26 protein-coding genes and 2 pseudogenes are annotated in these 25,054 nt (G+C 66.0%); 10 read left to right on the top strand and 18 right to left on the bottom strand.

Features of this window, described 5'->3' with window-relative positions; all coding sequences use genetic code 11:
* The first annotated feature begins 121 nt into the window (after positions 1-121).
* Positions 122-871 (top strand): SDR family oxidoreductase, encoded by a 750-nt coding sequence (locus tag B4383_RS06725; RefSeq protein WP_078290351.1) that lies wholly within the window; start codon positions 122-124, stop codon positions 869-871.
* 50 nt (positions 872-921) lie between these two features.
* On the opposite strand, the pseudogene B4383_RS06730 reads toward B4383_RS06725, so the two are convergent.
* The 3 genes and pseudogenes from B4383_RS06730 to B4383_RS06740 form a co-directional block, all read right to left on the bottom strand.
* Positions 922-2,139: pseudogene (locus tag B4383_RS06730) on the bottom strand (Ig-like domain-containing protein); the annotation flags it as partial.
* A gap of 246 nt (positions 2,140-2,385) precedes the next feature.
* Positions 2,386-2,829 (bottom strand): hypothetical protein, encoded by a 444-nt coding sequence (locus B4383_RS06735; RefSeq protein ID WP_078290349.1) that lies wholly within the window; start codon positions 2,827-2,829, stop codon positions 2,386-2,388.
* 86 nt (positions 2,830-2,915) lie between these two features.
* Positions 2,916-3,350 (bottom strand): helix-turn-helix domain-containing protein, encoded by a 435-nt coding sequence (locus B4383_RS06740; RefSeq protein ID WP_078290348.1) that lies wholly within the window; start codon positions 3,348-3,350, stop codon positions 2,916-2,918.
* A gap of 87 nt (positions 3,351-3,437) precedes the next feature.
* Here B4383_RS06740 and B4383_RS06745 point away from each other — a divergent pair, with 87 nt between their 5' ends.
* Positions 3,438-4,676, top strand: a complete 1,239-nt coding sequence (locus tag B4383_RS06745; RefSeq protein ID WP_078290347.1) for an MFS transporter — start codon at positions 3,438-3,440, stop codon at positions 4,674-4,676.
* Here the strand turns inward: B4383_RS06745 and B4383_RS06750 are convergent.
* Genes B4383_RS06750 through B4383_RS06770 form a run of 5 tightly spaced genes read right to left on the bottom strand, consistent with a single transcriptional unit; the run spans position 4,565 to position 8,811 of the window.
* Complete coding sequence (locus B4383_RS06750) at positions 4,565-6,118, bottom strand: radical SAM protein (RefSeq protein WP_078290391.1); 1,554 nt, start codon at positions 6,116-6,118, stop codon at positions 4,565-4,567. The two genes, B4383_RS06745 and B4383_RS06750, sit on opposite strands and share 112 nt — an antisense overlap.
* Before the next feature lie 11 nt (positions 6,119-6,129).
* A complete protein-coding gene (locus tag B4383_RS06755) occupies positions 6,130-6,585 on the bottom strand; it encodes a hypothetical protein (RefSeq protein WP_078290346.1) in 456 nt (151 codons plus the stop codon).
* A complete protein-coding gene (locus B4383_RS06760; protein WP_078290345.1) occupies positions 6,582-6,917 on the bottom strand; it encodes a hypothetical protein in 336 nt (111 codons plus the stop codon). Before B4383_RS06760 ends, B4383_RS06755 begins: the two co-directional genes overlap by 4 nt.
* Positions 6,914-7,690 (bottom strand): prolipoprotein diacylglyceryl transferase family protein, encoded by a 777-nt coding sequence (locus tag B4383_RS06765; protein ID WP_078290344.1) that lies wholly within the window; start codon positions 7,688-7,690, stop codon positions 6,914-6,916. The genes B4383_RS06760 and B4383_RS06765 overlap by 4 nt, the downstream gene beginning before the upstream one ends.
* A gap of 59 nt (positions 7,691-7,749) precedes the next feature.
* Positions 7,750-8,811: a UDP-N-acetylmuramate dehydrogenase gene (locus tag B4383_RS06770; protein ID WP_286143800.1), complete on the bottom strand. Its 1,062-nt coding sequence runs from the start codon at positions 8,809-8,811 to the stop codon at positions 7,750-7,752.
* Between the two features lie 89 nt (positions 8,812-8,900).
* Between B4383_RS06770 and B4383_RS06775 the strand changes: the two genes are divergently transcribed.
* Positions 8,901-9,404: a DUF2505 domain-containing protein gene (locus tag B4383_RS06775; RefSeq protein ID WP_078290342.1), complete on the top strand. Its 504-nt coding sequence runs from the start codon at positions 8,901-8,903 to the stop codon at positions 9,402-9,404.
* Positions 9,405-9,414: 10 nt separating this feature from the next.
* Entirely contained in the window at positions 9,415-9,930 is a 516-nt protein-coding gene (locus tag B4383_RS06780) for a DUF2505 domain-containing protein (protein ID WP_078290341.1), read from the top strand.
* A 9-nt stretch (positions 9,931-9,939) separates the two neighbouring features.
* On the opposite strand, the gene B4383_RS27050 is transcribed toward B4383_RS06780, so the two are convergent.
* From B4383_RS27050 to B4383_RS06795, 4 genes are all read right to left on the bottom strand, one after another.
* The gene (locus B4383_RS27050) at positions 9,940-10,596 is read right to left on the bottom strand and encodes an amidase family protein (protein ID WP_286143791.1); all 657 of its coding nucleotides are present in this window, start codon (positions 10,594-10,596) and stop codon (positions 9,940-9,942) included.
* The gene (locus B4383_RS27055; RefSeq protein ID WP_286143790.1) at positions 10,538-11,395 is read right to left on the bottom strand and encodes an amidase family protein; all 858 of its coding nucleotides are present in this window, start codon (positions 11,393-11,395) and stop codon (positions 10,538-10,540) included. The genes B4383_RS27050 and B4383_RS27055 overlap by 59 nt, the downstream gene beginning before the upstream one ends.
* 97 nt (positions 11,396-11,492) lie before the next feature.
* Entirely contained in the window at positions 11,493-12,572 is a 1,080-nt protein-coding gene (locus B4383_RS06790) for a hypothetical protein (protein WP_078290340.1), read from the bottom strand.
* Complete coding sequence (locus B4383_RS06795) at positions 12,569-13,897, bottom strand: hypothetical protein (protein WP_078290389.1); 1,329 nt, start codon at positions 13,895-13,897, stop codon at positions 12,569-12,571. Before B4383_RS06795 ends, B4383_RS06790 begins: the two co-directional genes overlap by 4 nt.
* A gap of 68 nt (positions 13,898-13,965) precedes the next feature.
* Between B4383_RS06795 and B4383_RS06800 the strand changes: the two genes are divergently transcribed.
* The gene (locus B4383_RS06800) at positions 13,966-14,403 is read left to right on the top strand and encodes a hypothetical protein (protein WP_078290390.1); all 438 of its coding nucleotides are present in this window, start codon (positions 13,966-13,968) and stop codon (positions 14,401-14,403) included.
* A gap of 1 nt (position 14,404) precedes the next feature.
* Here B4383_RS06800 and B4383_RS06805 read toward each other — a convergent pair whose 3' ends face one another.
* The 3 genes from B4383_RS06805 to B4383_RS06815 are packed head-to-tail and all read right to left on the bottom strand — an operon-like array spanning position 14,405 to position 17,795.
* Positions 14,405-15,598: a CHAT domain-containing protein gene (locus tag B4383_RS06805; RefSeq protein ID WP_139360589.1), complete on the bottom strand. Its 1,194-nt coding sequence runs from the start codon at positions 15,596-15,598 to the stop codon at positions 14,405-14,407.
* On the bottom strand, positions 15,595-17,280 hold the full coding sequence (locus tag B4383_RS06810; RefSeq protein WP_078290388.1) for a hypothetical protein: 1,686 nt from the start codon (positions 17,278-17,280) through the stop codon (positions 15,595-15,597). The genes B4383_RS06805 and B4383_RS06810 overlap by 4 nt, the downstream gene beginning before the upstream one ends.
* 56 nt (positions 17,281-17,336) lie before the next feature.
* Positions 17,337-17,795, bottom strand: a complete 459-nt coding sequence (locus tag B4383_RS06815) for a lipoprotein LpqH (protein WP_078290387.1) — start codon at positions 17,793-17,795, stop codon at positions 17,337-17,339.
* A gap of 128 nt (positions 17,796-17,923) precedes the next feature.
* On the opposite strand from B4383_RS06815, the gene B4383_RS06820 reads away from it, so the two are divergent.
* Genes B4383_RS06820 through B4383_RS06830 form a run of 3 tightly spaced genes read left to right on the top strand, consistent with a single transcriptional unit; the run spans position 17,924 to position 20,480 of the window.
* Positions 17,924-18,736, top strand: coding sequence for an SAM-dependent methyltransferase (locus B4383_RS06820; RefSeq protein WP_078290338.1), 813 nt, complete (start codon positions 17,924-17,926; stop codon positions 18,734-18,736).
* A 10-nt stretch (positions 18,737-18,746) separates the two neighbouring features.
* Positions 18,747-19,535 (top strand): carbon-nitrogen hydrolase family protein, encoded by a 789-nt coding sequence (locus B4383_RS06825; RefSeq protein WP_078290337.1) that lies wholly within the window; start codon positions 18,747-18,749, stop codon positions 19,533-19,535.
* Positions 19,536-19,550: 15 nt separating this feature from the next.
* Positions 19,551-20,480 (top strand): DUF2993 domain-containing protein, encoded by a 930-nt coding sequence (locus tag B4383_RS06830; RefSeq protein ID WP_078290336.1) that lies wholly within the window; start codon positions 19,551-19,553, stop codon positions 20,478-20,480.
* Here B4383_RS06830 and deoC read toward each other — a convergent pair.
* Positions 20,477-21,169: a deoxyribose-phosphate aldolase gene (gene deoC / locus B4383_RS06835; RefSeq protein ID WP_078290386.1), complete on the bottom strand. Its 693-nt coding sequence runs from the start codon at positions 21,167-21,169 to the stop codon at positions 20,477-20,479. The genes B4383_RS06830 and deoC overlap by 4 nt on opposite strands.
* Positions 21,170-21,187: 18 nt before the next feature.
* Between deoC and B4383_RS06840 the strand changes: the two are divergent.
* Both B4383_RS06840 and B4383_RS06845 read left to right on the top strand, forming a co-directional pair.
* Positions 21,188-21,490 (top strand): annotated as a pseudogene (locus B4383_RS06840) (isocitrate lyase/phosphoenolpyruvate mutase family protein); the annotation flags it as partial.
* 104 nt (positions 21,491-21,594) lie between these two features.
* Positions 21,595-22,209 carry a GNAT family N-acetyltransferase gene (locus B4383_RS06845; protein ID WP_078290335.1) on the top strand — a complete coding sequence of 205 codons (615 nt, stop codon included), beginning with the start codon at positions 21,595-21,597 and terminating at the stop codon, positions 22,207-22,209.
* Here the strand turns inward: B4383_RS06845 and B4383_RS06850 are convergent.
* Complete coding sequence (locus tag B4383_RS06850; RefSeq protein WP_078290334.1) at positions 22,206-23,381, bottom strand: acyl-CoA dehydrogenase family protein; 1,176 nt, start codon at positions 23,379-23,381, stop codon at positions 22,206-22,208. The genes B4383_RS06845 and B4383_RS06850 overlap by 4 nt on opposite strands.
* Positions 23,378-25,024 (bottom strand): long-chain-fatty acid--ACP ligase MbtM, encoded by a 1,647-nt coding sequence (mbtM, locus tag B4383_RS06855; RefSeq protein ID WP_078290333.1) that lies wholly within the window; start codon positions 25,022-25,024, stop codon positions 23,378-23,380. Before mbtM ends, B4383_RS06850 begins: the two co-directional genes overlap by 4 nt.
* Positions 25,025-25,054 lie beyond the last annotated feature (30 nt).

Below are 25,054 nucleotides of genomic sequence, written 5' to 3' on the forward strand. Positions count from 1 at the left end.
AACCAATACCCGCGATCACGAAAGTGACCCGGGGTTCGGCGGCGCGCTTAATGGACACAGGCGCAATTTAGCATCCCTACGAGCCGATGTCCTAGTAGGCGTTCTGACTACAGTGGCGTGCATGACCAATCCCACGTTCGACGGCCGGGTCGCGGTCGTTACCGGTGCCAGCTCAGGAATCGGCGCGGCAACCGCTAAATACCTTGCCGCCCTTGGATTTCACGTTGTGGTTGCCGCTCGGCGCGAGGACCGCGTCAACGCCCTGGCCGAGGAGATCGGGGGCACGGCGGTTGTACTCGACGTCACCGACGCCGATTCGGTTGCCGCCCTTGCGCAGAGCCTGGATCGGGTGGACGTGCTGGTCAACAACGCCGGTGGCGCGTGGGGCCTGGAGCCGGTACTCGAAGCGGATCTGGAGCACTGGCGCTGGATGTGGGAAACCAATGTGGTGGGCACCCTGCAGGTGACCCGAACCTTGCTGCCCAAACTGATTGCCTCCGGTGACGGACTCATCGTCACCATCACCTCCATTGCCGCGCTCGATGTGTACGACGGCGGCAGCGGATACACGTCAGCCAAGCACGCCCAGGCGGCGTTGCACCGGACGCTGCGCGGCGAGCTTCTCGGAAAGCCCGTGCGGCTCACCGAGGTCGCACCCGGTGCGGTGGAAACCGAGTTCTCGGTGGTGCGCTTCGACGGTGACCAGGACCGGGCGGACGCGGTCTACCGGGGCATCACCCCACTGGTCGCCGAGGACGTCGCCGAGATCATCGCGTTCGTCGCGTCGCGACCCCCGCACGTCAACCTGGACCAGATCGTCGTCAAACCGCGAGATCAGGCATCCTCCACCCGCAGGGCGACACGCGACTGAACGCGCAGAGCGCGCCAATCCTCTTCTTCAACAACCAGATCCGCGCTGGACTATCGGGGGGTGGTGGTCGGGGTACCCGACAACCACGGTGCACCCGACGGGGTCAACGGAGCTGACGTCGGCGTCCCCGACAACGTCGGTGCACCCGACGGGGTGAGCGGGACGGTGGTCGGGATGGACGAGGTCGACGGCGTCGACGTGATCGTCCGTTCCTTCGGATTCGGGGGGAGCGCCGACATCGATTGCCAGGTCGGCCAGTCCACCACCCAATCCCACAGGTCGCCGTCGGCGTAGGACAGCTCGATCGAGGTGCCGGTCACCTCGACAGGATCACCGTAGATGGCGGTACGGAAGTACGACTCGGCATCACCCAACGACAAGTTGATACAACCGTTCGTGACATTGGTACTGCCTTGCTGACCAACGGTATTGGGGTTCGCGTGGATGAACTCGCCGTTATTCGAGATCCGGACTGCGAAACGTTCGTGAACGTTGGTGTACCCGGCCGCCGGGTTGGACATCCAGAAATCCTCGTACTTCTCGGTGACGACGTGAATCCCGCTGCGGGTGACGTTGCGCGGCAGGTCCGCCTCACCGTAGCTGCACGGCAAGTCCAGGATGGTGCCTTCGTCGGTGGTCACCCGGATACGGTGGCTCGGCGCATCGGCATAGACAATCTGGCGGCGCCCCACGCTGAAATCCAGGGACATATCTTCGTTACCGAACGCCCCGTCCCCCAGCGGAATTCCATAGAGATTGGCCTTCACCCCGACCTTGGTGCCGGCCTTGAAGTACTCCCGTGATCGCCAATGGACTCGGGAACCCTGCTGCTCGTCAGGCAGCCAGGCCCAACCACCTTCGGTGGGCGGGTCGCACACGATGCTCAGCGACTTCTCCGCCGCGGCCTTGTCGGCGATATGCGCATCGAACTGGATGATCACGGGAGCCGCGATCCCTACCGTCTGCCCATCGGCGAGCTGGAACTGACCGTTGACCTTCGCCGTCGGCACCAGGGTGGTGAAGGTGCCGGACACCGCAACGGCCTTGCCGTCCAGCCCTACGGCCGAACCTTTCCAGGTGTACGTCACGTCGAATCCGAGAGGCTCGGTGGTGCGGAACCTCGTTTGGTCTCGACTGAGGGCTCCGGCGACGACCTTGCCGTCGGCGTTGACCAACTTCACGTCCTGGAACCATCCGTTGGCCACGGTCACGCTGACCGGCGCGGTCGGGTTGACCTCCTTGGCCTTGTCGTCGGGCAAGAAGGTCAGGACGGCGCCCGGCGACGGGGCATCCTGCGGCGTGTTCGAGCCGACGGTCGTGCAGGCGGCAGCAACGGCGGGCACCGTCAGACCCAACATCGTGAGCGCGCGCCGTCGCGTCAGCGCATCACCGAAATCTGGTCTGGGGTACATCACGACACCCCACGATACGGCCCGCCGCGGACAGCTTCGCCCGGCCCGACCAGGATCACACCCCGGATCGTGCGGGACCTGCGGTTTTGTCGGGCCCCGCGACTAGTAGACCGGGATATCGAAGATCGCCGCGGGCGCACCGTACTGCGCACCCCAGCCGGCCCAGGCGATATCGCTCGGCCCCACCCGCTTGTCGACGAGCGCCCAGCCCTGCTCGTCCTGATGCAGCAGGGCTACGTATTTCTTCGACAGGACACCATGGGCGGAGGCTTCGGCAAAGGGCGTACCGGTGTAGTCGATAGGGCTACCGTCGGGCTCCTGCATGGCCGACCAGAGGAAGACCCATCCATCGGCGGACTTGAGGCTGCGCACATCCAGGCGCACCGGCTTGCCGAGCTGGGCCGTCACATCCGCGAGCGCCGGCGCCAGGATCACGGCCGCCTCCGGGGACGTCGGGTCCACCGGCGTCGCGCCGGGGTCGGCCGCCGCGAGCGGCGCCGTGAGCAGGCCGGCGCACACCAACAGCACCAGGAATGCGATCCGCATGGGGTCCTCCTTCGTTCCCGACAGGGGAACGGTAGACGACCCACCACGCACATACGCGGAAGGCGCGGATTCTGACTCGACCAGAACTAGACGCCGATCACGGCCGTGTCTTCCGGAGCCAGCGCGCGGCCGTCCGCCGCACGCAGCTCGAAGCGCTGCACCGGACGGGACGTCTCGCGATCGACCAGTGCGACGCGCCGTTCCCCAGCGGCGAAACAGAACTCGTCGCTCCACTGTCTCAGGGCCACCAAGACGGGAAACAGCCCGCGCCCCTTCGCTGTCAGTTGGTACTCATGCCGCGCCCCGGCCGGAACAACCTCGAGGATGCCGTTGTCCACCAACGTCGCCAGACGAGAAGCCAGGATGTTCTTCGCGAGCCCAAGACTCTTCTGGAACTCCCCGAACCTGCGTAATCCGTCGAACGCGTCACGAACGATCAGCAGTGACCAGCCGTCCCCGATCTCACCCAGCGGCCTGGCCAGGGTGCAGCTCGAATCCGCGTGACTGGCGCGACCCACCATGAACAGTCTCCCTTGGTTGCAATATGCAACCATTCATGTCAGGCTCAAATGGTTGCGAAGTGAAACCAACTCTACCGAGGGGTACGCGTGCTGACCAGACCCGTCATCGTGTTGTTCTCGATCGCCTGCGGCCTCGCGGTGTCGACCATCTACTTCTCACAGCCGCTGCTGGACACCATCGGGGCACAATTCTCCATGCCCACAGCACAAGTCGGCATTGTGCTCACCCTCACCCAGGTTGGGTACGCCATCGGCCTACTGCTGATCGTGCCCCTTGGCGATGCCGTCAACCAACGTCGGCTCATCGTCGGTCAGACCGTTCTGCTGGGTGCATCCCTGCTGGCCACGGCGATATCGCCCAACGCATGGACGTTCCTGCTCAGCGTCACCGCCGTCGGCGCGCTCGCGGTGGTGACGCAGGTGATGGTCGCCTACACGGCGGTACATGCCGCGCCAGAGCGACAGGGATGGGCCGTGGGCGTAGTCACCGGCGGCATCATCAGCGGTATTCTCTTGGCACGCACAATATCCGGTGCCCTGTCCGATCTGTTCGGCTGGCGAGCAGTGTATGTGGTGGCCTCCATCGCCGCGGTCACCACCGCGGCGATTTTGGCGCACGCACTGCCGCACTCCAGGCGCCCGCCCCAGGGGCTGCCCTACCGACGACTCATCGCCTCCACGCTGCGGCTCCTGCGCGACGTGCCGGTGTTGCGCTCGCGGGCCATCATCGCGATGCTCATCTTCGCCGCCATCACCGTGATGTTGACGCCCATGGTGTTACCGCTTACGTCCGCGCCATATCACCTGTCGCATACCGAAGTCGGTTTGTTCGGGCTGGCCGGGGCAGCGGGTGCACTGGGCGCGTTCAAGGCCGGATCGTGGTGCGACAGGGGCTGGGCCAACCGGGTTACCGGCGTGGGCCTGTCGTTGATGCTCACGGCATGGGTTTTCGCGGCGACCCTGCGCTGGACCATGTTCGGACTGACCGTCGCGGTCGTGATCATCGACTTCGGGCTCCAGTCGGTACACGTAGCGAATCAGAGCCTCATCTACCGGCTGGATACCGAACTTCACGGCCGACTCACCGCCGCCTATATGACGTTCTATTCGATCGGCAGCGCTGTCGGCGCCATTGTGTCGACCTGGGTGTACGCGACCCGCGGATGGGGCGGCGTCTGCCTGCTGGGCGCCTCGATAAGCCTGGGCGCACTGTGCTATTGGATCGGGAGCAGCGCCAGCTCTGGCGCGGTGGCCGCCGCGGACACCGACAACCGCTGCCGAGAAAGCGCCGGCCATGCCTGCACGGCACAGAACGGCGCGCACTGATCCTGTGCGGCGTGCGTCGCGACATGCACGCAGCACTGGGTGAGCCGCTCCTCGATCATCGTCGACATATCCATGAACGGCTTGACGGTGATCCGCACTATGCGCTCTCCGAGCATGCGCCGCAGCTTCGCCCTCCGTCCCGGTAACGCCGAGGCAGCGAGCGTCATCAACGTAGCGATACCCAAATCGCAGCTGTCGCAGATGGTCTTCCACACATCGCCGATGGTCGGATGCGACAGGGAGGATTGCTCGGACAGCAGGCCCAGCAGCGACTCTTTCACCGCCAGCCGCAGCTGCTGCGGAACCTCCTGATCGGCAATGCGATTGGATACCAAACCAAGGTTCTCCTTGAGGCGATCGTGTCCGATCAAGGAGGTCAACGACCGCCACACCGCGGCATCATCGCGCAGCATGTATCCCACTGAACAGCAGTGCGGGTGCGAACACGGCAGGGCCGTCAGGTCACGCCAGGTGACGACATCCCCGGTCTGCGGGCCAAGACGTTTCAGCACACCGGTGTGAGTAAGCCGCTGCATCGGGTCGATCACGCCTGCCCGGCCGGACCCGAACTGCGGCTGTATCGAGACACCACCCACGTAGGGTGTGTCGAGGGCGAGACCGATGACCGAGCCGATATCCGCGTCGTTGACTCCGAGCGCCGTAGTCATGACCAATGTCGTGAAGATCTCACTGTCCGAGAGACGTTGTACCGCCGCGGCTTTGATTCTCGTCAGATCGCCACCCCGATGATGCCTCGAAGCATCGGCCGACGGACCGTCGTACTGGAGATAGACCTCTACGCGCTCACGGTGACGAGCCAGCAGCTCTAACAGGGCATCATCGCGCGCAATGAGAACACCATTGGTATTGATCAGGATTCGGGTGATCGGTCGAGCCATCAGCTCATCGAGCAGCCGGGCAAGCTTCGGGTACACAGTGGGTTCGCCGCCGCTGAGCATCAGAACATCCAGTCGGCCGTTCTCCCGTGCAAGCCGCTGGTCGACATTGCTGAGCACCCGCTCCACCGGTACCACACCGTGCAAGTCCGGCGAGGAATCGGCAAAGCACGTGGGGCAGCGCAGGTTGCACGCCTCGGTGATGTCTGCCAGCAGGATGCACGTGTGCTGGGTCTGCATCTCGGGCAACCCGCGCAGATAAGCCATCGGGATGGGATCGAAGTTACCCGGCACATCCGGGACATGGGTCTTGGTGGGTGCCGTCCATTCCTCCAGGTACTCAAGGATCTCAGCGTCCTCGTCGTACAGCGTGCGCACCAACCCGTGCACGCGGCAGGCCCGTTCGAGCCATACCCGGTCGTCACGGTGGGCGAGCCAGCCCGAGAGCCGGTCCACCTCCGCGAGGGGGCGCTCCGGGTTCGCCTCGTGGCACTGCGGACAGAAAGCATTGACGTACCGCAGGATGCGGTCCCCGCGCAGCCCCATACCCGCCACGTCTACTCCAATCCGTCCAATATCGAAAGACAGCCCACGATGAACCCCGTCATGATCGCCACGGTTGCCCAACCGATCATGAAGCCGATTCCCAGCCCGCGGACCCAGTCCCGGCCCCACACTGTCAACGCGAGCCCACCGCCCAAACCGATGACCGACATCACGACGGCCACCACGGTCGCCCGGGTATCGGGCGCGAACCCACCACTCATCGCGTTCTCCAGCACCAAAAAGGTTCCGAACGTCATCACCCAGAAGACGAAGACACCGACGAAGGTCATCCCCACCACCGCACCACCGCTGGATTTCGGCGGCGGCTGCCGATAGGGGTAGTAACCGGGCGGATACGGCGGATATCCGGGCGGCAGCGGATATCCGGTGGGACCGTACGACTCCGGGCCATACGGGTATTGCTGAGGTTGCTCACCTTCGGGTGGCGGTTGCGGCGGGATGCTCATTGGTACAACACCGGATTCAGCCCCGTGCAGATTCCGACCGTGAGCACGGACACCAATGCCCAGCCGACCATCAGGCCCACACCCCAACCACGCTTGTCACGATCCCCCGTTCTGATGAGCACCGTGCCCACGCCGAAGGCGACCGCAATCCCTACCAGCGCAACAAATCCGGGCACCACCTCGAGGCCGGTGCCGTACCTGTCGGCCAACGACCCGCCGATCATCAATGAGAGGAATCCAAACACCGCGTTGCCGAAAATGAAGGAGAGTGCGCCGGCGACCATCGTCGCCCCACTCGTGCCGGGTTTGGGCTGTTCGGGTTGATAGCTCATGCCGTCATCACCTCGGCGCGGCGCTTGCAGAACATGCCGTCGTAATAGCCCGCACGGTATCCACGCCATAGCCTCCATGCGGCCAGAGTCATACCTAGCAGCAGAACCCATTGCGGACGAGTGAGATTCAGCCAAACCGTTTCGTTGGCGCGGGTGAATTCGACCAAGAACCGGAACACCGCGTACGCGGATACATAGAGCACGAAGAGCTCACCGGTATGTGTCACACGCGGGCGCAGCCACCACCACAGCACGGCGAAGGCCACCAACTGGAAGGCGATCTCGTACAGGAAGGACGGATGCATGGCCACCCCGGCCAGGCACCCCGGACAGTTCGGTCGCGATGCCGGAGCGTGCACACCCCACGGCAGCGAGGTCGGCCGGCCCGGGGCCTCGGTGAGGTGACATCCGATCCGGCCCACCGCCATACCCAACGCCACCGCGGGCGCGAACAGATCGCCGGTCTTGGCCTGGTATCCGATGAGCCGCTTGGCCACCAAGACGCCGATGTACGCTCCCAACAGCCCGCCGATGATGCTGCGCGACCCGAACATCCACGCCTCGACAAGGCTGGGATTATGCGCCGGGTTGAGATGTTCGATCCAGCCCGAAAGCCGCATACCGATCGCACCGCCGACCAAGGCACCCGCCACCGCGATCAATGACTGCTCAGCGGGAGCACCTCTGCGACGTGCTTCGTAGGCGAAGACCACGGCAGCAACCAGCACTCCGAGCCCTACGAAGAGCCCGTGCACGCCAATTCCCAGCCCCATCGGCTCACTGTACGAGCCAGCACCGTGGATACGCAGCGCAAATGCGCGATTACCGGAAGTTACAGCGCGCAGCCCACCAGCACCGGCTCGGGGACCAGCTGGACACCGAAGGCGTCCAAGACCCCGTCGCGAACGGTACGCGCGAGCTCCAGTAGGTCGCCGGTACTCCCTCCCCCACGATGAGTCAGTGCCAGTGCATGTTTCGTGGACACCCGCACCGAAGACTGCGCGCCCGGATACCCCTTGACGAAGCCGGACCGCTCCACCAGCCAGCCCGCCGAGAGTTTCACCCCGTCCGGGGCCGGATACTGCGGAATGGCGATATCGGGCCCGAGCCGATCGTGGGCGCGTTCCCGAACGGTATCCAGATCACCCTCGGTAACAACAGGATTCGTAAAGAAGGAACCGACACTCCAGGTGTCGTGATCGGACTCGTCGAGCACCATGCCCTTGCCCCGCCGCAGGCCGAGCACCGCCTCACGCACCGCCAGCGCATCAGCGCGCTCCCCTCGATCCACCCCGAGCTCCTTGGCAAGCTCCGGGTAGCGGATCGGAGAACTCAAACCGTCGGCGGATAAACCGAACTCGACCCCGAGTACCACTCGGGCATCGGTGCCCTTGAGAATGCTGGTGCGATAGCCGAACCCCAGCTCGCCGGGCTCGTACCACCGCACGTGGCCGGTCGCCCGATCCAGCACCTGCACGCGCCGCAGCAGCGCGGCCACCTCAACGCCGTAGGCACCCACGTTCTGCACCGGCGTGGCACCGGCGGTGCCCGGGATTCCCGAAAGACATTCCAGTCCTCCCAGACCGGCCCGCAGTGACAGCGCCACAACCTCGTCCCAATTGGTCCCCGCGTCCGCGCGCAACAGCGGCCCGTCCACCGTCACACCGGCCGAGGCGATGTGCACCACCGTGAGGTCCGGAAGGTCGTCGGCCAACACCAGATTCGAACCGCCCGCGAGCAACAGGACGGGATGGCCGTCCAGCGCGGCCAGCGCACCGGTCACCTGCGCGCTGCTCTCGCACCGAATGAGCGTGGAGGCCACCGGCCCCAGCCGCAGGGTCGTCAACGAGGCAAGCGGAGCATCGTCGGTCACCACGGCGCCGAGATCCTCGATCTTCGCGCGCGTTGTTGGTGCCAACCTTTTCGGTCTTCGCGCAAGCGGCTCATCCAAGCTCACGGGCGGTAACGGTAGCCTTGCCACCCATGGCACGCTCATTTGACCTGTCAGTGGAGTATTCAGCCAGCGTCGAACAGGTCCACGCGGCCCTCGCCGACGAGGGCTACTGGAACGAACGTCTGGCAGGCTCCGGCGCCGACACCGCCACCCTGGATTCCCTGAAGTCCGGCGGCGGCGCACTCGAAATCGTCACCACTCAAGTGCTGCGCAGCGACCGGCTGCCGGGCATCGTGTCGCAGTTTCACCGAGGAGACCTGCAGATCGTCCGCACCGAGAAATGGAGCGCCATCACCGACGGTGCGTCCGAGGGCACCGTGGTGGGCTCGATACCGGGCGCACCCGTCACCCTGTCCGGTACCGCACGGTTGCACACCGGCGCCAAGGGCTCACGCCAGGACCTGAAGGCCAGCGTGGAGGTGAAGATCCCCCTGGTCGGAGGCAAGATCGAGGGCTTCGTCGGCGGAAAACTCATGGACCTGTTATCTGCCGAACAGCGATTCACCTCGGAGTGGATCGCCACCCACGGCTAACCTGGGTCCGATGTCCAGGCGTTCGGTGTTCACGGTGAATTTTCCGGCTCCGGCCGAGAAGATCTACCAGGACTTCGCGAGCCGGGGCTACTGGGAAACCCTAATGTCGGCGTATGGGTGGCTCACCCCGGTCTCGGAGATTCATACCCTGACGGTGACCGATCGCGGTATCGACGTAGTGGTCAAACAGAATCTGCCCCGCATGTATCTGCCGCCGATAGCGCAGAAGGTGATGCTCACCGACATGATCATCACCCGGACGCAGCATTTCGAGCCGTTCGATCAGGGCAAGGGATCCGCGATGGGCAGCTACGGTGCCTCAGTATTCGCCGGACCGGGCGCCTTCACCGGGGTGTGCAAGCTATCCGATACCGATCAAGGCTCGCAGCTGAGACTCGCCAGCACGTGCAAGGTGTACATCCCGTTCATCGGAGGCAAGCTCGAAGACCTGATCCTGTACCACGTCAACGACCTGTTCCGCGTGGAAGAAGGTTTCATCGCTGACTGGATCTCGAAGCACCACTAGTTGCACGGACTATTTCGGAGCCACGAACCCGCCAACCTTCTGCTCGAGCAGTTCGGCCATCCGCAGCGGAGTGCGGTCCTCGAACATGGGACCGATGAGCTGCACTCCTACCGGCAGACCTGCCGAGGTTCGGCCCGCTGGTATTGCCGTGGCTGGCAGGCCGGGCATGGTCGCCAGGCCGGCCCAGACCAGCTGATTGACGAACGGGTGCTCGATACCGTCGATGGTGATATGCCGATCTTGCAAATCCGGTTCGTGATCGTGTGGGAAGGCGGGAGTCGGCGTGATCGGACACACCACCACATCGAATTCGGCGAAGAGCTGCCGCCAGCCATGGCGATGAAGCTCGCGACGGCCGTTCGCCTCGATCCAGTCGCGGTGGCTGAACACCGGGCCGCGCAGCCATGCCGTGTTGAAACCCCGGTCATCCGGATTCAGCGTGGCGGCCAGGATCCGCAGCTGCTCGTACCTCTCTACGGGATAACCTGCCGCGAGATTCGACGTGAGTAGCTCGGCATAGAGCCCTGCGGCGTCGGTCAGATCGGGCAGCAGCGGACTGCGCCGTTCGACGCGGACGCCGCCGTCGACGAGCGCGTCAAAGACGCGGTTAACGGCGGCCCGCACGGCGGATCCGGTGGGGATGAGTGGATGCTCGTCGAGGACCAAGACACGAAAGTCGCAGAGACGTTCGTGGCGGGCGGGCGGGCGGTAGAGCCACGTCGAATCCGACGCCCAAGGTGAGCGGGTCCGGCCCTGCCATCACCTCCAAAAGCAGTGTGAGGTCGCGGGCGGTGCGTGCCATGGGGCCGACCACGCTCAGATCGCGGTCGGCGGGCAACGGCGGATTGGGTGGCGGAAGATGACCGCGGTTCGCCACAAGTCCGAGTGTCGGCTTGTGCGCGTAGACGCCGCAGAAATGAGCGGGTGTGCGCAAGGAACCCGCAATGTCGGAGCCGATGGACAGCGCGCCGAATCCGGACGCCAGTGCCGCCGCTGATCCGCCCGAGGACCCGCCCGGTGTGCGACCGTGATTCCACGGGTTATTGGTGGTGCCGTAGATCTCATTGAAGCTCTGCAGATCTTGGAGCATCAAGGGCACGTTGGTCTTTCCGAGCACCACGGCGCCAGCGGTCTTGATCCGCGATACCTGCACCGCGTCGTCCGTCGGCATGTAGCTCCGGTGCTGGGGCATGCCCCAGGTCGTGGCCAGCCCTGCCACGTTGTAGGACTCTTTGACTGTCATCGGGATACCGAGCAGCGGCCGGTCCTCGCCGCGAGCACGCGCCTGATCGGCATCGCGCGCAGCGGCTCGCGCCCGATCGAAGTCCGGCACACAGATAGCGTTGATCACCGGGTCGTCCTGCTCGATACGGGCGATTGCCTCCTCCGTCAGTGCTACTGATGTGACCTCGCCGGCACGCAACGCGATCGCGAGCCTCTCGGCCGACTCAAAACTCCACTCCATGAATCTGACGCTATCCGCCTGCCGCGGAGGACATAAAATACCGCTGAGCGCAACAGGATCGGTGTTTTCTCTCCACGATGGCCCACGACGCCAAACATCAGTAGTCCGATTCGGCCGCCAGTAACTCGGCGAGGAATGCGTCACGGGCAGGCGTGGCCAGTCGGGCGCGCGCGAATGCGCGGACCCGATCGCGCAACTCGCTGGATTCGGCGGCCTCCCCGGCACCCACGCTGACCCGTGCCGCCGACCAGTCGGCATTCCAGGCCTGTGCCTCATCGGCGGGCCGACCGTCGCCGTCGAACACCGGCAGCACCGCGCCGCCTTCGGCATCCAACGCGCCGGCCCCATGAAAAACACCGCAGCACAACGAGACCGGAATACCCGCGGCCGATTCGGGGCCGGATAGCGCCGCTCGCAGCCGGGCGATTACCGTCGCGCCCTCGGCGACCACCCCCCAGGCCAGATTGCGTTCGGCCGCGTCGAAGATCCCCGGTGGCACATCCGACCAGGCGATGGTCACGTCCCCCGAGGCGATCACGCCCGAGGGCCTGGACTCATCGTCCAAGCCGGCGGCCAGCGCATAGTCCTCGCGTCGCGCAGCCGTGGCGCCCTGGGCGCCCCACTGCAGCCCAACATCGTCGGACAGGTCACGACACGGCGCCACGAGCGCGTCCACTCGCGGGTCACCATACGAACCGAGCGCCGCACCGTGGGGCGCCAGCAGCTCAGCCACATCGGCATCCAGGGTGTCGTCGGTGAAGTAGTCCTCGGCGGCCGCGGTCAGCACCGCGAGCTCAGCGTCGAGCACCGCCCGATCCAGCGCGACAATGCCGTCGCGGCGACTGGCCGGCCACCATCGCCGCAGCCAATGCCCCAGCGCCAGACGCCGCAAGGAATCTGTCGACCCGGCCAGCACGGTCACCGACTGCAGCTCGATCACCTTGGTCGGATCGGGATCACGCAGCGCCTCGATGACCGCGACGTGCCCGGCCTCACCGAGAACCCTCCACATCCAGTCGGCCCGGGCCGCGTCGGTGAAGCTGATCACCGGAGAATGCGACGGGTCGTCGATTGGCCACGACAACACAGCTCCACTGACCTCGAGAACGGCGACCGCACCGACCGGGGCAGGTGCGGGACCCGTTGCCCAGATGCCGGATTCGTTGATCAGCTTCATGCGGTGGCCTGCAATTCCAGCATGGCCTTGATCCGCTGCCGGTGATCCAGGCTTACCGAGCGGGCCACCCCCTCCAGCAGCGACCGAAGGTCATCGACGTCACCGCAGGATTCCTGCCAGACATCGCGGCCGTGCAACCTGGCCCACAACCTGCTCACGTAGGGCCGAGCGAACGCGGCGAGGTCGTCGACAACCTGTCGCTGCCGGGGATGGATGGCTTCACCGTCGGCGAGATAGCGCCGGGCATGCATCACGTAGGCCTCTTTCACCAGCCGGGCCTGAACGCGCCCGGATAGTTCGTAACGCGTCGTCACCGAATCATCCAGTGGCCGAAGGTCCGTCGCCATCTCAACGCCCGCGAGCAGAGCGGCCTGTTTGTCCTCGCTCATCAAACCCCATGGGGCGCAGGCCCGGTCGACCTCCTCGGCACACAGCAGCGGCACATCGGGCAGCTCGTCATGGTCCAGCGCCCGACGCAGTATGGCCCGAACCCGATCAACGACGCTGCGATCCATCGGGCGGTCGCCTACGGTGTCTCCATCGATGGCCGGGGGTAGTTGTGGTTCAGCCGAACTCAAGCCGATCTCGACAATGGACCACGGCAACGTGGCGACCGTGCCGTGCGCGCTCGCGCCCAGGTTGTACGGCGTGGCATCGGCGATCAGCGCCGTCCAAACCCGTTGGCGCGCAGACATCTCACTATGAGTGCTGGCCGCGCCGAGCACTGTGGTGAGGCCCGTGAAGAACGGGCCGGTGATGGTGTCGTCCGGCCGCACATCACGCCAGCTCCGGTCCCGTAATCTTGTGAGTCTGGCCACCACGTCGGGGGCATCGACATGACGGTTGAGCACCTCGATCGCCGTACGGTCCCGATCGCGGTGCAGATCGTGCAGAACCTCCGTTGCGGTGCGCTGATCTTCAGCCTGCGGAACGCCTTTGGTGACAGCCAATTCGAAACACACCGGAAAGTAGAGCTCTTGAGCGTTACCCGTCGTAATGCGCTGCCTGCGCCGCTCGGCCTTGAGCATCACGAACCAGTCCGCCGTGGCCCGCAACTGCGGACCATGTCCCACGATCAGAGCGTGCATGGCAGCGGCCACCTCGGGCCCCAGCACTGGAGCCGAGAAAGCGGCATTGCTCCGCAACCTCAGCACCAAAGGGTCCAGGAGCCGTTTCACGGTCCGGCGCAGCGGCCCACCGTCGTCAGCACTGAGCACCTCGACACCGGAGCCGATAGCGCGCCAGGCCCGGTCGATCACGGCACGCCGCGGCACCGCCGACTGCACCGAGACGGCGGCCTCGGATGTTGCCGACCCGACGCTCACCGTCACAAGGGTAATCGCTTTCGGCCACCCGAAAGTTGGGTTCGGTAACGGCGGGCCTGGTCGACGATATCGACATGACCACAGGACGATTTCCCACCATTACCAGGGTCTTCGGTGGATGCGCCGCGTTGCTGTCCGGCCGCCGGAACACCTCAGCACACCCGGACGCGGAGGCCGACGAGCGGCTCGTCACGATCGAGGAATTCGCCGCCGAATTCGACCATGTACTGATCCGCAAGCGGCTGCTGGCCGGGGCACAGCGCGCCGTGATCGACGGCGGTACCCGCTCACGCGGGGTCGTCACCGGGTTGAGCGCCACCGGTTCGGGCCGCGAGATGCAACTGGACCTCATGGTGACGCGGCCGGACGGCCGCCAGTTCCCGGCACGCGAAACCGCGGTGATACCCGCTTCCGCGTTGCCGAAGATGGCACCGGGCAGCGTGATCGACGCCTACTACCGGCCCGGTGATCACAGCATCATCGCGGTCCGGGCGTGTGCCGACTGATTCAGCGGGCACCGTCGACGGCGAAACTGACCACCGCCGCCCAATGCAGTGGAGTCGCCGCCCAGTCACCGTCGCGCCAGCGTCGCAACTGAACCCGCTGCCACCGGTTCACCGCACGGCCCGCATCCTCGCCGCGGTGCGCCCGGTCGACCTCGGCGACCGTATCGGCCATGGGATCTGTTGTGGACAAGCCAAATTGACTGTAGGCCGCCGCAGTCGGCAACGACCACAGGGTCGCGGTGACCAGCTCCGCTCCACCCAGGATCATCGCCGCGGCGAGCCCGGTCGCCTCATCGAAGCGGTAATCACCTCCCGAGGAACAGGCCAACAGCGCGACTCGCGGCGGGATCGAAAGCCGCGTGGCCATCATGTCGGCCGCAGTCAGCGGACGATCCTCGGCCAGGTGCAGGGCAGCCCGTTCGGCGTGGCCCACGGTTCCCTCGGCCGCGCTGGCATGCCCGACGTAGAGCAGCCGGGCGGGGTGCTGCGCGCATGCCCATGCAAGCCAGTCGCGGTCGATATCGGTCCGGCGGAACAGTTCCACCGGCGCGCCGACCGCGGGTAGCACCCGGTGACCGTCCATCAGCTCGCCGAAATGACGCGTCAGTGCGGCCTCCGGCGACGGGCGTCCCAGCACCGAGCCCAACGTCGAATCCGGTCGCTGCCCGGGGATCCGTGGGTCCAGCAGGAGCACCGCCGGACCGTTCTGGCGATCGCCCCACCGAGCCGGTACTCGTGGCGCATGCACGATGTTCGGCGGCACGGCCATCAAAACGTCGGCCAGCTCCATCAATCGGACATCATCCGCACCCGGCATCGCCAGCTGCCCCCAGGGCACTCGCGCTAACCGCGGGCTGGGTGTCACGAACAGCACCGCACGCGGAGATGACACGGACTCGGACAACAGCGTCCAGCCGTCGGCGGCCACCAACTCGGACCCCAGCGCACCGGCCAGCTCGAATTCCGCATCCAGGCTTGCGAACGCCCCGGTGGTCAACGCGCGTTCGATGGCGATGAGCGCTGTCTCGGCCCCACACGGATCCGGCAAGGCGGAATCGAGTGCGTTGCAGACCGTTTCCAGGGACTGCTGCTGGATAGCCCAGGTCACCGTGCGCTCGGGCTCCCCCACTACCCGCAGGCTGGCGTAGGTGGCGATGCCCACGTCAGCGAATCGCAGCACCAAAGTGTCTGTCATGGCCAGGTCGACCATTCGTCGTCGACGGCGGTTACCTCTCGGCCGTACCGCTGCCGGGCCAACTCTCGATAACTGCTCATGATCTGGTCACCGGCAGGGTCCATCCGCAGCGGTGGCAGCGGCCCCAGGCGGTTGAGCCCGCCGTCCGCCTGCACCGGGGGCGCCGCGGCGACAAGCGCCAGTTCGCCCTCGACGGGAACCGCCGCGGTGGCGGTCGAAGCCCAGGCGCTGGCAGCCGAACCCGGCGGATCATCGCTCACGTCGGTGGTGAAAGCCCCTCGTGCGCTGTGATATTCGATCAACTCACTGACAAGTGCGGAGTTGTCCCATTCCTTGGCCACCGCGAAGGCGCCCGCCAACATCGGCGCCGAGACACACCTGGCCCAGCGCATCCGCGCTCCTGCATCGGCGATGGCATAGCGCACCGCATCGACCGCCAAGGCCGCCGGGACCTTGAGGTCCGCGGCCTGTTGAAGCTTGGACATCGCACTCCGGTATCCCGGCCTGCCGGGCTCACCGGACACCGTGCCCGCGCCAGGGTCCAGGCCCAAGTCCGCAAGCGCGTCGGCACGCCAGATGTTGCCCAGCTGATCATCGAGACGCGCGTATTGCAGCCAGCTGTGCCGCGGGTAGTCGTCCAACAGTTCCCGGGCCTGCGCTACCTTCGCGGCTGCTTCGGCAAAGTCACCACGGAGGATGGCGATCCAGCTGCGCTGTAGCAAGATTCGATGAATATGCAGTGGCTTTTCGATCTCGCGCCAGTGCCGCTCGGCATGTCCCCAGCATTCGTCGGCCTCGTCCAGTGCGTTCATCCGGAATCTGATCAAGCCGAAGTACAGCCAGCTGCGGGATACGTCGTGCGCCCGGACATGCTCGGCGATCGCCGGGTATGCCTGGTGGACCAGCGTCTGGGTTTCGGTGATATCGCCGTCTGCCCATCGGGCCGCGGCACGTTCCAACTGCGCACGGGCGCAGGCCAGTTGCCAGCCCCGCGCCCCCGCGCGTGCCTCGGCCCGCCGCAGCCACGGTTCGGCATCGTCGAGCCGGCCGGTCTCGACACAGAATCGGCCATACGAGAGTGCGCCATTGACAAACAGGTAGTCGGACTCGGAGTCGCCCTCGCGCGCATACTCCTCGAGTAGATCGAGAACCTCGGCCCATACCGGCACCGAGTCCGCGTACATGTCGTCGTCGCACAGACCCCGGGCAATCAAGATCCTGGCGTAACAGATGAGACCGCGGTGTTCGGCGGCCAAATCCTCGAAATCCCCAGCGGTTTCAATCAGCGCTCGCAGGCTCGCCGCGGCCCCGTCGTGGTCACCATTCGCCGCGGCCAGTCCCGCCGCGAGGAACTCAGCTCGCCGGGTATAGCGGCAGATCAGGTGGTCGACCTCGCCATCGGACATGGCGACCTGCGCGGCAAGATCAGGCCGCCGTCCCGAGCGGATGTCGGCATAGGTCGCCAGGCATTCACGGATCCTCCGTACACCCTCCACCACGCCGTCGTAGGCGGTGCGCACCAGGTAGATCTCGGCAAGTTGAGCCAAGACCTCGCACGCGAGGTCGTCACGGTCGGCCTCCTCGGCCTGAGTCAACAGCGACAACAGGATCTCCTTGGCGGTCTCTTCCTTGGCCGCCAAGGCCAGGTGACGGGCCCGCTCCAGGTCGCCGATGATCGTCACCTTCGAATAGTAGGAAGCGGCGGGCGCGCTGTGCACGCCCGCCGCTTCTCGAGATGTCAGCCGCAGCTCACCTTGATGGTGAACGGCTTGGTGATCATCCCGGCCATCGGGTTCTTGACATCGGCACCGGAGGCCTCGCCGGTGATGGTGTACGTCTTCCCGTCGACCTTGACATCGGCCGAGCCGACGCTGGCCCCCATGCCGCTGCTGACCGCGAGTGCGGCACCGTCGTACACCAATCCCAGCGACTGCACCTTGGGCGGCGCCTCGTCGGTCATCACGACACCCAGGCCCTGTTGACCGTTGACGGCACCGCTGGCCACATTGATCTTGCCGCCCTGTTTGACGCAGGTCACGGAATGGAGGTCGAGGCCGGCGAGGTCCTTGCCGTCCACCTTGACCTCGGCATTGCTACCCGAGCTCACCTGCGATCCGCCCGGCTTGTCGGTCGAGCAGCCGACCACCACCGCTCCGGCAGCGAGAAGTCCCATGGCGCCCACGATCACTCGATTCATCATCTGTCCCTTCGTCGTCCGTCGCCCCGATGGCTCCGTCATGGCTCAAGTGAAGGCGGGCCGCGGCGCTACCGATCCCAAGAAATCCCGATTACCGCAGGCAGCGGCCGCCCAGGCACCATAGAGAGGTGGCACCATCCCCTGCGTCCCGGCCTGGGCCCTCTCCCACCCCCCGCCCACAGGGGACCATCACCCGTGGCACCACGGGTATCAACCGGCTGCGCCGCAGCGACCGCTGGCTGGTCCATCACCCCGACGTGCAGACCGCGCTGGCCGATGCCGCCGATCCCCTGGTGGTGGACCTGGGATACGGCGCCATGCCCACCACCACCCTGGAGCTGGCCTCGCGGTTGCGGACAGTCCGGACGGACATCCGGGTGGTAGGGCTGGAGATCGATCCAGAACGGGTGGTGCCGCCCCGCGACGGGGTCCATTTCGGTCTCGGCGGGTTCGAATTGGCAGGCCACACACCGGTTCTGGTGCGCGCCTTCAACGTGCTGCGCCAGTACCCGGAATCGGAGGTGGCGCAGTCCTGGGCCACGATGGCGGACCGGCTCGCACCCGGCGGGCTCATCATCGAGGGCACCTGCGACGAGCTCGGCCGCCGCTGCGCGTGGTTGCTGCTCGATGCGACCGGACCGCGAACCCTCACCCTGGCCTGCGACCCCTTCAACATCGACAAGCCATCCGACCTGGCCGAACGGCTACCGAAAGCCCTTATCCACCAAAATGTTCCGGGCCAACCCATCCACAATCTACTTATCGCCGCCGACCGCTACTGGGCGGCGGCGGCCCCACACGGCGTCTTCGGGCCCCGAGTCCGCTGGCGCATGATGCTGAAATCACTGCGTGACAATGGATTTCCCGTGGAACAACAGCGCAGACAGGTCCGTGACTGCATCTTGACGACACCGTGGGCGGCCGTCGTGCCACTGGCCTAGGCTGGAACACATGCGGATAGTGTTGGCGCAGATCACCAGCAGTGCCGATCCCACCGAGAACCTGGCCACCGTCGCGGCCACGGTGCGTGATGCCGCCGCGCAGGGCGCCGCGTTGGTCGTCTTCCCGGAGGCGACCATGTGCCGATTCGGCGTGCCCCTGCGCCCCGTCGCACAGCCCATCAACGGCCCGTGGGCCGACAGAGTCCGCACCATCGCACACGACGCAGGCCTGACCGTCGTGGTCGGAATGTTCACCCCCTCCTCCGACGGCCGCGTCCACAACACGCTGCTGGCCACCGGCCCCGGCGTGGACACGCACTACAACAAGATCCACCTCTACGACGCGTTCGGCTTCCGCGAATCGGCCACCGTCGCGCCCGGGGACAGGCCGGTGCTCATCACGGTCGACGGTGTGAGCGTCGGGCTGACCACGTGCTACGACATCCGCTTCCCCGGCCTCTACACCGACCTTGCACATCGCGGCGCACAGGTGATCACCGTCAGCGCCTCCTGGGCCGCCGGAACCGGCAAATGGGATCAGTGGACACTGCTGGCACGGGCGCGGGCAGCCGACTCGACATGCTTCATCGCCGCCGCCGACCAAGCCCTGCCCGCCCTGGAGGCGCCCGCCAGCGGTTCCCCGACAGGGATCGGCGGAAGCCTGCTGGCCTCACCAACCGGCGAACTCATTGCCCAGGCCGGTCCGGAGCCGGAGCTCATCGTGGCGGACTTGAACCTGGACGCGGTCGCCGAGACCCGCAAGATCTTGCCCGTCCTTAACCCGTCCTCAGCCGAGTAAGGCACAATCGCGCGGGTGACGACACCGCCTCAGCCGCCGCTCGGCCCACCCGGATCGACACCTCCCGAGCCTTCGCCATGGCAACCGCCGTCCCAGCAGGTACCGCCCCCGCTGGCAGAGCAGCCGCCGACCCTGCAGAGCCCGGTGGCTCCGCCCCCAGTTGAGCCCCCGCCCTCAGAAGCGCCACCGCAACCTGCCGAGCCCAAGAAGGGCCGCGACTACAGGTCGCTGGTACTCATCGCCGTCATCGTTGTTGCCGTACTTGTCGCCGCCGTCCTCGGCATTGAGCTCTACGCCCGCCAGCGGACCAGCAGTGAGGTAAATGCCGCGACGTCATGCCTGGTGCAGGACGGCGCGACCGCATCCTTCGGCCCGATGCCCCTCGTCGTGCAATACCTCGGCAATCACATCGACAAGCTCACGATCAAGACCGCGGGTAATCAGATCGCGCAGGCCAAGAAGATGTCCGTCGCCATCACGGTCCGCGACATTTCGCTGAAGAAGACGGCCGACTCGCTCGGCACCATCGGACGCCTCGACGTCGAGGTGTCCTGGCCGACCGCCGGCATTACCGAGAGCGCGCGTGACCTTGTGCCGGGAATGCTCGGCTCGCTGGTGGGGGATGCCACCACCAACGAATCCACCGGCGAGGTGACGCTGAGCGCGGCCGGCGGGTTGGCACAGATCACTACCAAGCCCGTCATCAAAGACGGCATGGTGACGCTGCAATCCGAGAACGTGTCCGCATTCATCGGCCTGCCCCGCGAGATCATCCAGCCGGCGCTCGACACCTTCTCCAAGGGGCTCGTCGGCGGCGCCTACCCGATGGGGCTCAAGGCCCAAGAGGTCAAGGTCACCAACGACGGGATCACGGTGAAACTGTCGAGCACCAACCAGCCCATGAAGCCGGTGGAGAATCCCTGCCTGCAGAACCTCTCGTTCTAAAGCAGGAACCCCTCCAGCACGGTCCGACTGCTCGACAGGCCTAGCCGTGTCGCACCGGCATCGAGCATGGCCGCGGCATCCTGTGCCGTCCGGATTCCGCCGCTGGCCTTGACCTCGAGCCGACCGCCGACGGTCTCGGCCATGATGCGCACCGCCTGCACGGTCGCTCCTCCCGATGGGTGAAACCCGGTAGAGGTCTTCACAAAATCGGCCCCGGCGGCCTCGCTCACCCGACAGGCCTCACGGATCGCCCCCGCACCGGAATGCTCCAGCAGCGCCGCGGACTCGATGATGACCTTGAGCGTCGCGGCCGGGACCGCCCGCCGGACCGCCTCGATATCGGCCCGCACCGCCGCGAAATCACCTGCCACCGCGGCACCCACGTCGATCACCATGTCGATCTCGGTCGCGCCTGCGGCCACCGCGAGGGCGGCCTCGTGCGCCTTGACGGACGAAAGATGTTTGCCCGACGGGAATCCCGCCACCGCCGCGACAATCAGCCCGGGAGCCTCAACCGGGAGCATCGGCGGCGAAACGCACACCGCGAGCACTCCGAGGTCGATGGCCTCCGCGATGAGGGCCTGCACGTCCCCGGGCGTTGCTTCGGGCTTGAGCAGCGTGTGGTCGATGCATGCGGCAACCTCCCCGCGAGTGGGCCAAACCGCCGGTGTGCCTACCGAATCCGTCATGGGCGTAGCGTCCCATACATGACCTCCCAGCATGAGCGTGCGGTCGTGTTCTCGGCCCTTCATCAGTCCGGGACGTTCGTGGTCCCCAACCCGTGGGACGCCGGGTCGGCCCGCATCCTCACCGGCTGCGGCTTCACCGCGCCGGCCACCAGCAGCGCCGGATTGGCGTTCGCGCTCGGACGGCAGGACGGCGCCAATCTGGTCAGCCAGGCCGAGATGCTGGCCAATGCTTCGCAGATCGCGGCCGCCACCCACCTTCCGGTCTCGGCCGACCGGGAGAACGGCGGCCCCACGATCGGGGACATCGCCATGACCATCCGCGCCTAGGCGGAAGCCAATGCCCTGTTTCCGTGAACCTTTCGGTGCACGTGATTTCCTGCCCGGGCCGCGCTGCAGCCGTAATTGGATAGCCTATCCTTATCTACATGGAACGTCCCTGGCCAGTGCTCTACCGCCATGTCGCCCCCGACCCCTCGGTACCCGCACCTCCGGAGCCAAAGCTCGTGAGCCCGTTCGGTGTGCGGCTTGTGGACCCGGACAGCGATGACACCGCGCTGATTGCCCGATGGATGCGCCAGCCGGCGCTGGTCAACGGCTGGGAACAAGACTGGCCGGATGAGCGCTGGTACGACCAGCTCAAGGCCCAGGTTGAGAGCACCTATTCGCACCCGTACCTGGTGCTGTTCCGGGACGAGCCCGTGGGCTACCTGGAGTTTTATCGGGCAGCTCAGGATTCGATCGGCGAAAAGTACGCCGCCGACCCCTACGACCTGGGAATACATGGCGCCATCGCCAACCAGGCCATGGCCAGCAAGGGCTTCATGGTCATGATCCTGCCCAAGCTCATCAAGAGCTTCTTCGAGCTGGAGCCGCAATGTAAGCGGGTCATGTTCGACCCCGAATTCCAGAACTTCGAGACTCGCAGAGTCTTTGAGCACATCGGCTGCACCTTCCTGGGCGAGCACCAGATGCCCAACCGCCGGATGGCGCTGTACACCACTGCGCGCACCCCGGCGGATGTACCCGCCCCGCTGGCCTAGATGCCCAAGGAGCGGTAGCCCTCGATATCGGGTTTCAGGGTGGCGGCGACGAACTCCCAGAGAGTCTCGTCGGTACCGCCGCCCACCCGGGCCAGCTTCATGTCACGCCACCAGCGGCCGACCGGAGTCTCGTCGGTCAGGTATCCCGAACCGCCAAAGATGTGGAGGCACTCGGAGAGCACCTCTTCGCCGAGCCGGGCGGCCGTGACCTTCGCCGCGGCCGCGGTACGCAGGTTCATCTGCCCCGTCGCGGCGATGCCCTCCAACGAATAGCGCATCATGTCGACCCGGGACTGCAGATCCGCAACACGCAAGCGCAACGCCTGGTGCCCCAGCAGGGTGCTGCCGAACTGCACCCGCTCCATCATGCGGGCAATGGTGATCCCAAGAGCCTTCTCGCAGAGCGCCACCACCTGAGCCGCGATGCCGAGCCGCTCATGCGACAGCCCCCAACTGATCGCGGCGAGCCCCGCGCCGGGGCGGGCGATCAGCGCGTCGGCAGGAACCCACGTATCGATATCGATCGGCGCGGTATCGAGCGGTCCCGCACTGAGCTTCCGGTACCGCTCATGCACCACCACCTGGGCGGTGGGCACCAGCAGCAACATCACATTGCCGGGCTTGCTGGCGGCATCGTCGTCGGCGCCGCGGGCGACGACGACGATGTGATCCGAGATCGGGCCGAGCGAGACGAACTTCTTGCTGCCCCGCACGTGGTAGCCGCCGTCGACGCTGCGGACCAAGGTCTCCGAAATCTGGAGATCAGAGCCACCGGCCTCTTCTGAGGCGCCGATACACAGCACAGCCTCACCGCGGATCGCCTGCTCGGTAATCTCACGCAGGTAGTCGGTCCTACCGAACCGGCGCAAGATGGAAATCGCTGAGTCGTGCAAGCTCGCGCCAATGCTGATTCCGATCGAACCGAGGCCACCCAGTGCAAAGCCCAGCGATACCAGCTTCGCGACGTCGGGCAGCGCCCCGGACGACCACTTGTCGGCCAGCACACCAGCGCTACCGAAGCGCTCGATCAGCGCACGGGGGAATCGCTCGGTCTTCTCGGCTTCGACCACCCACGACGTCACCTCGTCATCGACGACTGAACTCAGCAGCGCGCGAAAACCTTCGGTAGACAGCGGGGCCACAGTCCGGCTCTCCGGGTCAGCCAGGGTCATCGCAGACCTCCACCGGTCTCGATAAGACGCTTGACCTCGAGGCGCCGCAGCTTGCCCGACGTCGTAATCGGCAGATCCCCCGGGGGCACAAACACGACTTCTGAGGGCACGACCCCACAGTCGGCGGTGACGCGCTGCACTACCTGCCTGCGCGCCGCCTCGAAGTCGGTGCCCTTGTACTCGACGGCCAGTGCGAGCCTCGGGCGGACGCCGCCTTCGTCGAGTCCCACGGCCGCGACTCTGCCTGCCCGCACTCCTTCGACCGACGCGGCTGCCCGCTCGACGTCGATGGGATACACATTGCGCCCGGCAAGGACGATGAGTTCCTTGAAGCGGCCCACGATGACCAAGTCGCCGTCATGGAAATAGCCCAGGTCGCCGGTGTTGAACCACTCGTTCCTGTCGATGGCCGCGTTGCCCAGATATCCGTTCATCATGCAGGCGCCCTTGATCTCGACCTGCCCGACTTCCCGGCCACTGATCGCCGGTACCTCGCGCGCGGCGGGCACCACCCGAACCTCCATCCCATCGAACGCCGAGCCGACCAGTGCGTATCTGCGGGGGGCCTGACCGCCATCCGGGGTGGCGACGAGCACGTCGTCAGATCTCGCTCCCACGCCGGGACGGGTCATGGTCACGACACACGTCCCTTCCGCCAGACCCCAGGCCGCCACCGACGCGCCCGGGGAGAAGCCATGGGGAGTCGCCGCCGTGAGGAACCGCTCGAAACCGTCGCAGTTGATCAGCTCGGCCGCGCTGACCGCCGCGCGCAGCTTGCCGAGGTCGACGCCGCGGTCAATCTTGTCGACGTACCGGCCAATGATGTCGTAAGCGAAGTTCGGCGCCATCAGATATGTCGCGCCGCTCTCGGTGAGCCAGTCCAGCCACCTGATCGGCGAGGCCGCAAAGGCACTATTGGGCGCCAGCCACAGCGGCATGCCCGTCCAGAACGAAGCCAGCAGCGTGATTAGGCCCATATCGTGGTACAGCGGTAACCAGCTGCACGTCAGGTCTTCCCCGGTCAGCTCTGCGCGGCGCACCATGGCACTGACATTGCTCATGACAGCTCCCCGGGAGAGGACAGCGGTCTTGGGCGTGCCGGTGGACCCGGAGGAGTTCTGGAGGACGGCGGGCGTGGTCTCATCACCGGTCTGGACGGGCGTGAACGCCTGCGGGCGAGGACGCGCTCCGATCTGCGCCACATCCTCGATCCGGATGCTGGACTCCACGGCACGCAACTGCTCCAGCTCACGACCATTGCTATAGATCGTGCGCACACCGATCGCCGCGCAGCGCTCCAAGGTCGTATGCGCCCAGCGGTCCAGATCGGCCCCGCGCACCAGGCCGGGGAAGAACGACACGCTCGTCCCCGCCAGCCAGGCACCCTGCACGCTCGCCACCAAGTCGACGGTGGGACTGCCGATCAGACCCAGTGCCCCCACCGGGCCCTGTGCGTTGTCGAGCAGGTCGACGGCGACGGCCTCCGCTCGCGCATGCACCTCGGCCCAGGGGAACCGATGCCATTCGCGGGTCGCGCCATCCATGACCACCAAGTCGGCGGGCGAGGTCAGCATCGCCTGGGAAACCTTCTCCGCCAATGCATTGCCCTGCACGGCAGGCACGTTCGTGGTGGAACTGGTCATGGTTCTCTCGCCTTTCTCGTTCTGCGAACT

The sequence above is a fragment of the Mycobacterium sp. D16R24 genome, assembly GCF_002013385.1.
GTDB lineage: Bacteria > Actinomycetota > Actinomycetes > Mycobacteriales > Mycobacteriaceae > Mycobacterium.

What these genes read in the sequence shown, in the direction of transcription:
- B4383_RS06725 (WP_078290351.1), top strand. Translation starts at nt 122, where the DNA reads ATGACCAATCCCACGTTCGACGGCCGGGTCGCGGTCGTTACCGGTGCC.
- B4383_RS06735 (WP_078290349.1), bottom strand. Translation starts at nt 2,829, where the DNA reads ATGCGGATCGCATTCCTGGTGCTGTTGGTGTGCGCCGGCCTGCTCACG.
- B4383_RS06740 (WP_078290348.1), bottom strand. Translation starts at nt 3,350, where the DNA reads ATGGTGGGTCGCGCCAGTCACGCGGATTCGAGCTGCACCCTGGCCAGG.
- B4383_RS06750 (WP_078290391.1), bottom strand. Translation starts at nt 6,118, where the DNA reads ATGGGGCTGCGCGGGGACCGCATCCTGCGGTACGTCAATGCTTTCTGT.
- B4383_RS06755 (WP_078290346.1), bottom strand. Translation starts at nt 6,585, where the DNA reads ATGAGCATCCCGCCGCAACCGCCACCCGAAGGTGAGCAACCTCAGCAA.
- B4383_RS06760 (WP_078290345.1), bottom strand. Translation starts at nt 6,917, where the DNA reads ATGAGCTATCAACCCGAACAGCCCAAACCCGGCACGAGTGGGGCGACG.
- B4383_RS06765 (WP_078290344.1), bottom strand. Translation starts at nt 7,690, where the DNA reads ATGGGGCTGGGAATTGGCGTGCACGGGCTCTTCGTAGGGCTCGGAGTG.
- B4383_RS06775 (WP_078290342.1), top strand. Translation starts at nt 8,901, where the DNA reads ATGGCACGCTCATTTGACCTGTCAGTGGAGTATTCAGCCAGCGTCGAA.
- B4383_RS06780 (WP_078290341.1), top strand. Translation starts at nt 9,415, where the DNA reads ATGTCCAGGCGTTCGGTGTTCACGGTGAATTTTCCGGCTCCGGCCGAG.
- B4383_RS27055 (WP_286143790.1), bottom strand. Translation starts at nt 11,395, where the DNA reads ATGGAGTGGAGTTTTGAGTCGGCCGAGAGGCTCGCGATCGCGTTGCGT.
- B4383_RS06790 (WP_078290340.1), bottom strand. Translation starts at nt 12,572, where the DNA reads ATGAAGCTGATCAACGAATCCGGCATCTGGGCAACGGGTCCCGCACCT.
- B4383_RS06805 (WP_139360589.1), bottom strand. Translation starts at nt 15,598, where the DNA reads ATGACAGACACTTTGGTGCTGCGATTCGCTGACGTGGGCATCGCCACC.
- B4383_RS06815 (WP_078290387.1), bottom strand. Translation starts at nt 17,795, where the DNA reads ATGAATCGAGTGATCGTGGGCGCCATGGGACTTCTCGCTGCCGGAGCG.
- B4383_RS06825 (WP_078290337.1), top strand. Translation starts at nt 18,747, where the DNA reads ATGCGGATAGTGTTGGCGCAGATCACCAGCAGTGCCGATCCCACCGAG.
- deoC (WP_078290386.1), bottom strand. Translation starts at nt 21,169, where the DNA reads ATGACGGATTCGGTAGGCACACCGGCGGTTTGGCCCACTCGCGGGGAG.
- B4383_RS06845 (WP_078290335.1), top strand. Translation starts at nt 21,595, where the DNA reads ATGGAACGTCCCTGGCCAGTGCTCTACCGCCATGTCGCCCCCGACCCC.
- B4383_RS06850 (WP_078290334.1), bottom strand. Translation starts at nt 23,381, where the DNA reads ATGACCCTGGCTGACCCGGAGAGCCGGACTGTGGCCCCGCTGTCTACC.
- mbtM (WP_078290333.1), bottom strand. Translation starts at nt 25,024, where the DNA reads ATGACCAGTTCCACCACGAACGTGCCTGCCGTGCAGGGCAATGCATTG.